Here is an 11,741-nt window from a genome sequence, read left to right on the forward strand (position 1 = left end):
ACGACGTGCGCGGGACCTTCACCGTGAACGCCGCGTCCAAGCCCGCCACCGGGTCGGGGGGGCGGGGGGTGGGGGGCGGGGGGGGCGGAGGGGCGGAGGGGCCACCCCACCCAGGGGGGCTGGCGGCCCGCCGGGGGGGGGGGGGGCGGCCCGCTGCGTTGCGGGCCGCCGTACGGGCGTTACGGGTTCACAGCCGCCACTCCGGAGTGTGGTCGGGGCGGTAGGCGCAGGTGGTGCCCGTCGTCACGGACTCCCGCAGGTGCGCCGCCAGTTCGGGGTGGAGGGAGTCCAGCTTGCGCAGGGTGTCGCGGATGCGGGCGGTGACCGTCTTGCGGGCCCGCTCGGTCTGGTCGCCCAGGCGGCGGGTCCGGCCGCCGAGCCCCGCCGCCGTGCGCAACTGGTCGAGGAGGGCCTGCCGTTCCCGGTCGTACGCCTCGACCTGCCGGGTGTCGTCCCGTGCCGCCGCGCGGTCTATCTCGGCGTCCAGCCGGGCCAGGTGCTCCTTGTACCGGCGCTTGGCCTCCTCGTCGAGCACCGGGTCGCCGCCCAACTGCCCGGCGGCCACGACCACGCTGCCGCCCTCGGGGGCGAGCAGCTCCACGGCCGGGACGTCGGCCCCGGGCAGCCCCAGCAGGCTGTGCAGGTCCCGCAGCCCCTTGGCGTCCGGGACGTGCACGGTCCGCCCGCCCCAGCGCAACTGCCACACCGGCCCGTCGCGACGGAACTCGGCGGCGGCCGGGGCGGGGGCGGAGCCGGTGACGACCGGGGCGGCGGGGCCGGTGCCGGGGGCGGCAGGGGGCGCGGGCTCCGGAGCGGTGACCCCGTGATCCGCAGGCGGCCCGGGTGTGCGGAGGGCGGCCGCTTCGGAGGCCAGGTGGTGCAGACCCAGTCCGGCCGCCTCGCGCTCCCCTTCGGACAGGAGTTGGCGGGCCCGGTCCGCGTCGCCCGGCTCCGCGCGGGCGAGCAGGGCGCGGGCCAGGCGCAGTCGGGAGCGTACGGCCCAGGGGCGGGCGCCGAGGCGGGCGGCGGAGGCGGCGGCCTCGGTGAGGGTGGCCACCGCCGTGTCCAGGTCGTCACGGGCGGCGGCGAGCATCCCGAGCCAGAGGTCGACGGGGCCGCCGATGTCGCACCCGTACAGCGAGACGACCCACTGGCCCGTGTAGGGGGTGAGCTCGTCCTCCGCGCGGGTGATCAGCCGCCGGTCGCCGGTGGCCGCGGCCGTCTGGGCCAGCAGCCGGAGCCAGAGCGGCATGAACGCGCGGGAGTAGGGAGCGGGGCGGTCCGACTGCTCGGCGATCAGGCGCAGCGCGGGGGCCGCGTCGCCCTGTTCCACGGCGGTGAGCGCCTCCAGCAGCCCGGGGTGCGGATGCCGGTTGCCCGGCAGCGTGGCGAGGGCCTTCTCGGCCTCCGCGTAGTGCCCCCGGAGCAGGTGCAGGGACCAGCGCAGATGGCCTGCCATGAAGCTGAACGACTCGTGGTCGTTGCCCTCCAGGGACTCGTCCTGGAGAGCCTCCGCCGCTTCGGCGAACCGGCCCTGGAGGGAAGCGATCAGGCTGCTGTCGACGACGATCGCCTGGACGAACCGGGGGAGCTCCGAGCTCTCGGCGGCCCGGATGAAGAGGTGGTACTGGTCGATGAAGGCCGGGTCGCCCAGCTCCAGCAGGGCGACCCACCGCATGGAGGTGGCGTGCAGCTCCATGTCCAGGTTCCGGACGCGCCGGCCGATGACGGCCATCTCGTCGGTCAGCCCCAGCCGTTCCACCGCCGAGCCGAGTCCCCATACGGAGTCGTGGCGCGCCCAGAGGGCGAAGGCGAGGGCCTCGTCGTCCGAGCCGCTGCGGGCCAGCGCCATGATGTGGATGGCCAGCTCCTGTGCGAGCCGGTCGGCGGAGAGGCTGTCCTGCCCGTCCTTCCCGGTGACCCTGCGATGGACCTCGCCCAGGAACGTCACCGCGAACGGGCCACCGTCGCCCAGGACACGCTGTCGGTACAGGGTGATCGCCACCCGGGCCATCAGCTCGGGCTCGTCCAGCTCCCGCGCCAGATTCACCGCCCGGTCCAGCAGGCGGTTCCCCTCGGCCGTCTCCCCGGCGTACCGCAGTTGTTCGCCCAGGTCGAGGCAGATCAGCACGGTCCGACGGTGATCGGGGGGCGGCACGGCCTGCGCCGAGGTGCCCTGCGCCGAAGCGCCGCCCGGCTCCCCGGCCGACTCCGGGCCCTCCTCCCCCGACGCCACCGCGAGGGCCCGGCGGTAGTGGCCGATGGCCTCCTCGTCGGCCAGCCGCCCCGAGGCGTCCTCGGCGGCCGCGAGCAGCAGGTCGATCCGGCGGCCGCGATCCAGCTCGGCCCCGGCCAGATGGGCGTGGCGGGCGAGGCTCCCGGGCCGCACCGCGTCGTCGAGGCCGCCGTGCGCCTCCAGCGCCCGTACGGCATCGGCGTGGCGGCGGCGGGTGTCGGCGTCGCCCAGGGAGGCGTACAGCGTCTCGCGCAGCAGGTCGTGGGCGAACGCGTAACTCCCGGAGGGGCGCGGGACCACGACCCGCGCGACGATCGCCGACTCCAACAGCCGCTCCACCTGCGGGACCGGTGAGCCGTGCACCGCGGCCAGCACCTGTCGGCGGAACTCCCGGCCCAGCACGGCGGCGGTGGTCAGCAGCGAGACGACCGCCTCGGGCAGCAGGCTCAGCCGCTGCCGGACCGCCTCCCGCACCCCCGGCGGGATGGTGGACACGGGGCTGCCGCTGTGCCAGAGCCGGGCCGTCTGCTCGACGAAGAACGGGTTGCCGCCGGTACGCCGGTGGACCTCGTCCACCAGGTGCGGTGCGGGCTCGCGGCCCGTGGTCACGGCCATCAGCGCCCCCACCTGGTCGCGGTCGAGACCGGTCAGCGTGAGCGTGGCCGAGGCGCGCGAGACGAGGGGGAGGATGAGCTGCTGGAGCGGGTGGCCGGTGGCCTCCACCTCGACGTCCCGGTAGGTGCCGATCAGCAGCAGCCGCTCGAACCAGGCGTGCTGGGCGGCGAATTCGAGCAGCCGGAGCGAGGCCGGGTCGGCGCTGTGGAGGTCGTCCAGGACCACCACCAGCGGGCGTCCCTGGGAGACGGTGACGAGGGCGGTGGTCACCGCGTCGTACAGACCGAACGCCTCCGCGCCGTCCGCGCCGGGCCCCGCGTCCGTACCGTCGGCGCCTTCCGGGCCGGAGCCCGCGCCGCCGCTCCCGGGGTCGCCGAGCAGGATGCCGAGCCGTCCGTCCGACGCCTCCTGGGCCGCCGCCCACTCCGCCGCCGAGGCGGAGCGGCGCAGGCCGCGCAGCACCTGCACCCAGGGCCAGTAGCCGGGGGTGCTGTCGGAGTCCCAGCAGGAACCGCCGACCACCAGGGCCCCGCGCCGCCGTGCCTCGTGCGCCGCGTCGGTGACGAGCGTGGTCTTCCCGATCCCGGCCTCGCCCGTCACCAGCACGAGGCCGCCGTGGCTGTCCGTGGCCCGGACGATCTCCGAGCGGAGGACGCCTGCGGGATGGTCGCGCCCGAACAGAGCAGGGGTCATGACCACACGATAGGAGGCCCCACTGACAACGGCCCCCGCTTTTGCCGGCCATCGGCCGACGCCCGGAGCGAGGGGCCCCGGCTCACGGTGCGAAGGACCCCGGCTCACTGAGCGCAGGACCCCGGCTCACTGAGCGCAGGACCCCGGCTCACCGAGCGAGGCCACCCCCTCAGCCGCGTACCACCGTCACCGGGCAGGGCGCGTGCTGCGTGACATGGAGGCTGACCGAGCCGAGCAGGGTCGCCTTGAAACCGCTGCGGCCGCGCGCGCCCACGACGAGCAGGTTGGCGCCCCTGGCCCGGTCCAGCAGGGTCTGGGCGGGGTTGCCGATGACCACGATCTTGCTGACCGCGGCCGCTCCTTCGGCGCCGAGGGCCTCCTCCAGCGCCTCGTTCAGCGAGACGGCGGCCAGCGCCTGCGGGTCGAAGTCCTCCGGCAGGCCCGGCATCATCGAGGCCCAGCTGGTCGCGGGGTACTCCCAGCTGTTCACGGCCTCCACGGTGTCACCGGTCAGCTCGGCCTGTCGTACGGCCCAGTGCAGTGCCTTGATCGAAGGATCGGACCCGTCAACGCCCACGACGATCCTGCCCATATCTGCCTCCAGCTCGGTCCGGCTCGGAACAGATGCGTTACAGCATCCGGTCTCACTGTAATCAAACGGACAATCGGACCGGCTCAGTCCAGCCGCAGGTCCGCGAGCTGCTGGGCGAAGGGGACGACCGCGTCCTCCCCGTCGTCCGGGCCGGGCGCTCGGGAGGCCCCGGAGACCGTGCGGCCCAGCACCGCCGAGGCCAGCTCGCCGCCCGCGCGCCGGATGCGGGACGGCAGCCCCTCGGTGTACTCGTCACCGGAGGAGCCCCAGTCCTCGGACGCGGCGTAGACGGACGTCGGTACGGTGACGGCCCGCAGGTAGGCGAAGAGCGGCCGCAGCGCGTGCTCCAGGACCAGCGAGTGGCGGGCCGTGCCGCCCGTCGCGGCGATCACGACGGGCTTGCCGGTCAGCGCGGTGTTGTCGATCAGGTCGAAGAAGGACTTGAACAGACCGCTGTACGAGGCGGTGAACACCGGCGTCACGGCGATCAGCCCGTCCGCCTCCGTCACCGCGTCGATCGCCTCCCGCAGCGCGGCCGGCGGGAAGCCGCTGACCAGGTGGTGGGCGATGTCCACGGCGAGGTCGCGGAGCTCGATGACCTGGACCTCGACGTTCCGGTCCTGCTCGGCCGCGAGGCGCTCGCGGGCGGCGGTGGCCAGCCGGTCGGCCAGCAGCCGGGTGGAGGACGGCTGGCCGAGCCCGGCCGAGACGGCCACGATGCGCAGGGGGGTGGTGGCGAACATGGAGGTCAGCTCTCCTTTCGAGCGGCACGGGCGGCGGTGACCGCCGGGTGGACGGGTGCGGATTCCGGCACTCCGGCCGGTCGCAGGTTGGCGAACTCCTTGCGCAGCACGGGCACGACCTCCTCGCCGAGGATGTCGAGCTGCTCCAGGACCGTCTTCAGTGGGAGCCCCGCGTGGTCCATCAGGAAGAGCTGCCGCTGGTAGTCGCCGACCGCGTCCCGGAACGTCAGCGTCCGCTCGATGACCTCCTGCGGGGAGCCCACGGTCAGCGGGGTCTCGCGGGTGAAGTCCTCCAGCGACGGGCCGTGGCCGTAGACCGGCGCGTTGTCGAAGTACGGGCGGAACTCCCGTACCGCGTCCTGCGAGTTCTTCCGCATGAACACCTGGCCGCCGAGCCCGACGATGGCCTGTTCGGCGGTGCCGTGACCGTAGTGGGCGTAACGGCGCCTATAGAGGGACACCATTTTCTTCGTGTGCTCCATGGGCCAGAAGATGTTGTTGTGGAAGAACCCGTCACCGTAGTAGGCGGCCTGTTCCGCGATCTCCGGGGAGCGGATGGAGCCGTGCCAGACGAACGGGGGGACCCCGTCCAGCGGACGCGGGGTGGCGGTGAACGACTGGAGCGGCGTACGGAACTTGCCCTCCCAGTCCACGACGTCCTCGCGCCACAGCCGGTGCAGCAGGGCGTAGTTCTCGATGGCCATCGGGATGCCCTGGCGGATGTCCTTGCCGAACCACGGGTAGACCGGCCCGGTGTTGCCCCGGCCCATCATCAGGTCGACACGGCCGTCCGCGAGGTGCTGGAGGGTGGCGTAGTCCTCGGCGATCTTCACCGGGTCGTTGGTGGTGATCAGGGTGGTGGACGTGGACAGGATCAGGTTCTCGGTGCGGGCCGCGATGTAGCCGAGGGTCGTCGTCGGGGAGGACGGGACGAACGGCGGGTTGTGGTGCTCGCCGGTCGCGAAGACGTCCAGGCCGACCTCCTCGGCCTTCTGCGCGATGGCCAGGGTCGCCTTGATCCGCTCGTTCTCGGTCGGCGTCCGGCCGGTGGTCGGGTCGGTGGTGACGTCTCCGACGGTGAAGATCCCGAACTGCATGGCGCCCGCCTCCTGAGTGGTCCGCGTGGTCGGTGTAGCCCTTGCGGGGCAATTGGTTGAACGTTGAACTACACCTTACAACGGGTCACCCCCGGCACCTATTCCCCGCCTCAGCCGCCACCCTGACCAGCAACTTCACCGCTCACGGCGTCACGATCGGGAACGATGTGTCCGGTTCCGCGAGTACGGCGACGAGCTCACCGAGCAGGGAGGCGTCCCCGCTCTGCTCGATCCCGGCCAGCCCCTCGCCCGCCAGGACGGAGAGCAGCTGCGGCTTGGTGAGGGTGAGGGTCAGCCCCGCCGGGGCCCAGGATCCGGCCCCCGGGCCGGCCGTGCGGTGGGTCAGGGCCCCGTTGCGCAGCGTGAGCCGGTGCCGTGACGAAGACGAAGACGGAGACGGAGACGGGGACGGAGACGGGAATGGAGACGGAGACGGGGACGCATCGGTGATCACGAGATCGATCACCAGCTCCTTGTCCCAGGCGCGCGGCCCGTCGACCCGTACGGCGAGCGAGTCGATGAGCTGCTCCACGGTCAGCGCCATCGCCAGCTCGGGGTTCGCCGGGTCCAGCGCGACGGTGCCCGCGCCCTCGTCCAGCTCCTTGGCACCCATCAGGTAGAAGTTGCGCCAGGGCCCGTTCTCCGCGCCGTGGCCCAGCTTGCGGTAGACCCCGGCCAGCTCCGCGCGGGCCGCCGCGTTCGAGGCGTCGGCGAAGACGGCGTGGTTCAGCAGGGTCGCGGCGAACCGCAGATCGCCCGCCCCGGCGTACTCGCGCGCCTTCGCGATCACGGCGTCGGCGCCTCCCATGCAGTCGACGTACCGGACGGCCGACTCCACCGGCGGGTGCTCCCACAGATGCGCCGGGTTGCCGTCGAACCAGCCCAGATAGCGCTGGTAGACCGCCTTGACGTTGTGACTGAGCGATCCGTAGTAGCCGCGTACATGCCAGCACTTCTCCAGCGCGGGCGGCAGCTCGACCACCTCCGCGATCTCGGGCCCGGTCAGTCCGGCGTTGAGCAGGCGCAGGGTCTGGTCATGGAGGTACGCGTACAGGTCGCGCTGGGTGGCGAGGAACTCCGTCACGTTCCCCCGGCCCCAGGTGGGCCAGTGGTGTGACGCGAAGGCGACGTCCGTCGCGTCGCCGAACAGCTCGATGGCCTCGTCCAGATAGCGCGACCAGATGCGCGCGTCCCGGACGACGGCCCCGCGCAGGGTCACGATGTTGTGCATGTTGTGCGTGGCGTTCTCGGCCAGGCAGAGCGCGCGGTGGTCCGGGAAGAGGAAGTTCATCTCGGCCGGAGCCTCGGTGCCCGGGGTGAGCTGGAAGACGATCCGTACGCCGTCGAGCACCTCCTCCTGGCCCGTGTGCGTGATGTCCACGGTCGGCGGGATCAGCGTCAGCGTGCCGGTGGAGGTGGTCATGCCGAGCCCGGCGCCGATCTGTCCGTCGGGGGCCTTCGGCAGGCTGTCGCCGTACATGTACATGGCCCGTCGCGTCATGGCGTTGCCCGCGTAGACGTTCTCGCTGACGGCGTGCTCCAGGAACCCGGCGGGCGCGAGGACCGGAACGCCCTCTTCCGTGCCCGGGGGCAGCACCCCGCGCGCGCCGCCGAAGTGGTCGCCGTGCGAGTGGGTGTAGATCAGCGTCGTGACGGGCCGGTCGCCGCGGTGGCCCCGGTAGAGCGCCAGCGCGGCGGCGGCCGTCTCGGCCGAGATCAGCGGATCGATGACGACGACCCCGCGCTCGCCCTCGACCAGGGTCATGTTCGACAGGTCGAGCCCGCGCACCTGGTAGATGCCCTCGGTGACCTCGTACAGCCCCTGCCGGGCACAGAGCTGGGCCTGCCGCCAGAGGCTGGGGTGGGCGGTGCCGGGGCACTCCGCGTCGAGGAAGGCGTAGCCGTCGTTGTCCCAGACCACCCGGCCGTCGGCCGCGGTGATCACGGCGGGGTCGAGCGCGGTGACGAAACCGCGGTCGGCGTTCGTGAAGTCGGTCGTGTCGTCGAACGGGAGGGTGCTCATGAAAGCTCAGTAGAGCGGAAGGGGGTCAATGGTGCATGTCGTCACATTCCTCCGGTGCCGGTCCGGGCCCGGCGTACGCTGTTGGGGCCGCCGCCCGCACAGGTACAGAAGTGACGGGCGCGGAAACAGCAGTGAGCGAGAGAGGCGGGGACCATGAGCGCGAAGGACAGCGGCAGCGGCAGCGAGAGCGGCAGTGACAGCGAGAGCTGGAAGGCGCGGGGCGTCGCCCTGCGCGTCTTCGTCTACGTCTTCGCCACGCACCTCTTCGCGGGCTTCATCTGGATCCTCTTCTACGTAGGCGGGCACGCGGACAAATAGCCGCCGCGCAGAACCCATGGCCGCTACACTGACCGCATGACCTCCGTACCGTGCCGAAACTGGTGGCGCTCCTCCTAGGGAGCGGCCGCAGCGACTGTCTGCACGGAACTCAGGGCCGTTCATCATGGACGGCCCTTTTTCGCTGCCTTCTTATAGGCACGATGTACGGGGACGGGGGCTTCGCAGCCCCCACAGGTAGCCCTCACCGGCAGCCCCCCACCGCTCGGGCCGTCCTCCACGCACCCACCACCCCCGCGAGGAGACCCCGCCATGACCATCACCACCGTCACCCCCACCCGGCCCACGGCCCCCGCCGAACTCCGCAGCGCCGAGCTGGAGCACCTCATCGCCCAGGACCCCGGCCGCTTCCGGGTCCTCACCGGCGACCGCCCCACCGGCCCCCTCCACCTCGGCCACTACTTCGGCACCCTGCGCAACCGGGTCCGCCTCCAGGACCTCGGCGTGGAGGTCTTCGTCCTGATCGCCGACTACCAGGTCCTCACCGACCGGGACACCGCCGAGCGGCTCCAGGAGTACACCGACGGGCTGCTCCTGGACTATCTGGCCCTCGGTATCGACCCCGCCCGGTCCACCGTCTTCACCCACAGCGCCGTCCCCGCGCTCAACCAGCTCCTGCTGCCCTTCCTCAGCCTCGTCTCCGTCGCGGAGCTGGGCCGCAACCCCACGGTGAAGGACGAGATCGCGCACTCCCGGCAGTCGGCGGTGAGCGGGCTGATGTACACCTACCCGGTCCACCAGGCGGCCGACATCCTCTTCTGCAAGGGCAACGTGGTCCCCGTGGGCCAGGACCAGCTGCCCCACCTCGAAATCACCCGGACGGTCGCCCGCCGCTTCAACGAGCGGTACGGGAACGTCTTCCCGGAACCGGACGCCCTGCTCTCCGCCGCCCCCCTGCTCCTCGGCACCGACGGCACCAAGATGAGCAAGAGCCGCGCCAACTCGATCCCGCTCGGCGCCACCGCCGACGAGACGGCCCGCCTGATCAAGGGCGCGACCACGGACGCCGACCGGCACATCACCTACGACCCCGACACCCGCCCCGGCGTCTCCTCCCTCGTCCTGCTGGCCGCCCTCTGCCTGGAGCGGGACCCGCACGAGGTCGCGGCGGAGATCGGCGACGGCGGCGCGGCTGCTCTCAAGCGGACGGTGACCGACGCGGTCAACAGCCACCTGGCCCCCTTCCGGGCCCGGCGGGCGGAGTACGCGGCGGACCTCACGTACGTACGGTCCGTCCTGCGCGCGGGCAATGAGCGCGCGAACGCGCTCGCGGAGGCCACGCTGGACGAGGTGCGGGAGGCGATGGGCACGATCCGGTAGGCACTCCCAAAAAGGCCCTCGCAAGCCCCGCAGGAGCTACGGGACCTACAAGACTTACTGCCTCGGCAGCACCGTCCGCTGTCGGCGCAGCAGCTCCGCCAGCCCCCGCCGGGTGGCCGCGATCACCACCCGGTCCTGGGCCCGCAGTACGTACCCGGGATGCAGGTCCCAGACCAGGCCGGAGGGCGGCGGAGTGCCGCCGTCCGGGGGGTACGGGGGCAGCGCCGCGAGGTCCGGGTTGCGGTCGGCGGGCGGGGTCGCGTCGATGGCCAGGACCCGCCACGCGCCCGCCCGGAACGCCTGCTCCACCGTGCGCCCCTCCAACTGCGGATGGCCCCCCACCTCCAGGGCCGCGAAGAGCATCACCTTCCGCTCGACCGGGACCGCGCCCAGGATCTGGCGGCCCATCATGGCGACCGCGAAGGAGGGCGCGGCGAGGTGGGAGACGGACCGGGAGCGGGTCAGGGCCTGGGGGTGCGCGGTGCGCAGGGTGCGGTAGACGGCGGTGGCGAACTCGTCGTCGTACAGCCGCAGCGCCACCCTCAGGTCCGGCTTCACCGACCGCGCGTACAGCGTCGCCTCCAGGTTCGTCGTGTCGATGCTGGTGAGCGCGAGGAGGGCGTGGGCGCGGCGGATCTTGGCGGCTTCGAGGACGCCCTCCTGGGTGACGTCACCGAGGACGGTCGGTACGTGCATGGAGCGGGCCAGCGGGATGCCCCGCGCCTCGGGGTCCTCCTCCACGACGACCACGGGGATGTCGAGTTCACGGAGGCGTACGAGGACACGCGTACCGATCTTGCCGAGCCCCAGCAGCACTACGTGGCCCGACAGACCGCGCGGCGGGCGGCGCAGCGAGGAGGCGGTGCGCAGGGTGCCGAACGCCTCCAGGACGGCGGCGATCAGCAGCGGGAGCAGGAGGATTCCGGCGACACCGGAGAAGATCTGGATGATCTTCCGGGCCGTCGAGCCGTCCTCCGACGGGTCGTTCATGCTCAGCAGGTCGAGCAGGATGAGGTAGGCGGAGTGCAGCAGGGTGTCCTCGGTGGTGAGCACCGAGACGATCACCAGGGCGACCGCCGCCAGCACGAACCCCAGGGCCGACCAGCGCAGCCGACGGGAGAAGACCTGGGCGAGCGGGGCTCCCCTGCCCCCCATCCGGGTCGCGGGGCGGTCCGGGTCGGCGCGGCTGATCGCCTCCAGGACGACGGTCCCGCGCCCGGTCGCGGCGGCCACGGACCGGTCGTCCGGCAGGAGTTCGGGCCCCTCGTCGCCGCTGCTGTCCGAACCCTCCGCGCCCGCCGGGTCGTTGGTGGTGGAGGAGAGCAGGGCGAGGGTGCAGAGCCCCGGGTCGGCGGTCTCTCCCTCCCCCGGCGGCGGGCGTTCGGCGGCGCGCAGGAGCAGCCCCTCGGCCTGGATGACCTTGCTGCTGCCGGTGAGCGCGGTGGCGGCGAGTGCGGGGGCCGCGGTGTCGGCGTCGGAGAGGACGGTGGTGGAGGCGTCGAGCGTCGCCGGGTCGATGCCGGGCATGGCGACGGCCGCCGCCTGGTCGAGCAACTCCTCCAGGTGGAGCCCGAGTTTGCGGTTGTAGAGCCGGATCACCAGCCGTAGACGGGGGTTGAGGCGGCGGGCGGTGAGGGCGGCGCGGATGTTGCGTTCGTCGTCGTCGTAGACGAGCGCGAGGGCGGCCGCCCGGTCGACGCCCGCCTCCTCCAGTACGTCGTCGGAGGGCTCGGGCGCCTCCATGATCCGGACGGCCTCGACTCCGGCGTTGGTGTCGCTGCTCCCCCCGCCCGTAGAGCCGTTCCCGTTCCCCGCCGTCCGGTTCATCGCCGCCGACATCCGGCCGAACAGGGCCGCCGCGCGCCCCCGTTGGGTCAGCGGTGTCTCCGGGCTGTTGGCGTCGCGGCCGGGCGGGAGGAGCAGGGTGACCCGTTCCCCGTAGACGAAGCGGAGCTCCACGGCGAGTCGGCGAGCCAGCGCGTCGTCGCCGCAGACGATCATGTGGCCGGTGGACGGCGGACGCCCTGGCTGCGGGCGTCCTGGCTGCTGAGGAAGTGGGGACACGAAACCCAGCATGCCGTCATCC

The 11,741-nt window shown here is 72.7% G+C and carries 8 protein-coding genes; 2 read left to right on the forward strand and 6 right to left on the reverse strand.

Annotated features, from left to right (window positions below):
- Positions 1-187: 187 nt before the first annotated feature.
- The 5 genes from ACFW9Z_RS06690 to ACFW9Z_RS06710 all read right to left on the reverse strand — a co-directional run bounded on the left by ACFW9Z_RS06690 (position 188) and on the right by ACFW9Z_RS06710 (position 7,999).
- Positions 188-3,544: an ATP-binding protein gene (locus ACFW9Z_RS06690; protein ID WP_384635344.1), complete on the reverse strand. Its 3,357-nt coding sequence runs from the start codon at positions 3,542-3,544 to the stop codon at positions 188-190.
- 169 nt (positions 3,545-3,713) lie between these two features.
- Positions 3,714-4,136 carry a universal stress protein gene (locus tag ACFW9Z_RS06695; RefSeq protein WP_384635347.1) on the reverse strand — a complete coding sequence of 141 codons (423 nt, stop codon included), beginning with the start codon at positions 4,134-4,136 and terminating at the stop codon, positions 3,714-3,716.
- A gap of 83 nt (positions 4,137-4,219) precedes the next feature.
- On the reverse strand, positions 4,220-4,879 hold the full coding sequence (locus tag ACFW9Z_RS06700; protein WP_384635350.1) for an FMN reductase: 660 nt from the start codon (positions 4,877-4,879) through the stop codon (positions 4,220-4,222).
- A 5-nt stretch (positions 4,880-4,884) separates the two neighbouring features.
- A complete protein-coding gene (locus ACFW9Z_RS06705; protein ID WP_384635353.1) occupies positions 4,885-5,976 on the reverse strand; it encodes an LLM class flavin-dependent oxidoreductase in 1,092 nt (363 codons plus the stop codon).
- 142 nt (positions 5,977-6,118) lie between these two features.
- Complete coding sequence (locus ACFW9Z_RS06710; RefSeq protein WP_384635356.1) at positions 6,119-7,999, reverse strand: alkyl/aryl-sulfatase; 1,881 nt, start codon at positions 7,997-7,999, stop codon at positions 6,119-6,121.
- Positions 8,000-8,152: 153 nt separating this feature from the next.
- Here ACFW9Z_RS06710 and ACFW9Z_RS06715 point away from each other — a divergent pair, with 153 nt between their 5' ends.
- Both ACFW9Z_RS06715 and trpS read left to right on the forward strand, forming a co-directional pair.
- Positions 8,153-8,317 carry a DUF6126 family protein gene (locus ACFW9Z_RS06715; RefSeq protein ID WP_384635359.1) on the forward strand — a complete coding sequence of 55 codons (165 nt, stop codon included), beginning with the start codon at positions 8,153-8,155 and terminating at the stop codon, positions 8,315-8,317.
- 270 nt (positions 8,318-8,587) lie between these two features.
- Positions 8,588-9,655 (forward strand): tryptophan--tRNA ligase, encoded by a 1,068-nt coding sequence (gene trpS, locus ACFW9Z_RS06720; RefSeq protein WP_384635362.1) that lies wholly within the window; start codon positions 8,588-8,590, stop codon positions 9,653-9,655.
- A 54-nt stretch (positions 9,656-9,709) separates the two neighbouring features.
- Here the strand turns inward: trpS and ACFW9Z_RS06725 are convergent, their stop codons facing one another.
- Positions 9,710-11,731, reverse strand: a complete 2,022-nt coding sequence (locus tag ACFW9Z_RS06725) for an NAD-binding protein (RefSeq protein ID WP_384635365.1) — start codon at positions 11,729-11,731, stop codon at positions 9,710-9,712.
- Between the last annotated feature and the right edge of the window lie 10 nt (positions 11,732-11,741).

The organism is Streptomyces sp. NPDC059452, assembly GCF_042750035.1.
GTDB lineage: Bacteria > Actinomycetota > Actinomycetes > Streptomycetales > Streptomycetaceae > Streptomyces.

What these genes read in the sequence shown, in the direction of transcription:
- ACFW9Z_RS06690 (WP_384635344.1), bottom strand. Translation starts at nt 3,544, where the DNA reads ATGACCCCTGCTCTGTTCGGGCGCGACCATCCCGCAGGCGTCCTCCGC.
- ACFW9Z_RS06715 (WP_384635359.1), top strand. Translation starts at nt 8,153, where the DNA reads ATGAGCGCGAAGGACAGCGGCAGCGGCAGCGAGAGCGGCAGTGACAGC.
- ACFW9Z_RS06705 (WP_384635353.1), bottom strand. Translation starts at nt 5,976, where the DNA reads ATGCAGTTCGGGATCTTCACCGTCGGAGACGTCACCACCGACCCGACC.
- trpS (WP_384635362.1), top strand. Translation starts at nt 8,588, where the DNA reads ATGACCATCACCACCGTCACCCCCACCCGGCCCACGGCCCCCGCCGAA.
- ACFW9Z_RS06725 (WP_384635365.1), bottom strand. Translation starts at nt 11,731, where the DNA reads ATGCTGGGTTTCGTGTCCCCACTTCCTCAGCAGCCAGGACGCCCGCAG.
- ACFW9Z_RS06710 (WP_384635356.1), bottom strand. Translation starts at nt 7,999, where the DNA reads ATGAGCACCCTCCCGTTCGACGACACGACCGACTTCACGAACGCCGAC.
- ACFW9Z_RS06700 (WP_384635350.1), bottom strand. Translation starts at nt 4,879, where the DNA reads ATGTTCGCCACCACCCCCCTGCGCATCGTGGCCGTCTCGGCCGGGCTC.
- ACFW9Z_RS06695 (WP_384635347.1), bottom strand. Translation starts at nt 4,136, where the DNA reads ATGGGCAGGATCGTCGTGGGCGTTGACGGGTCCGATCCTTCGATCAAG.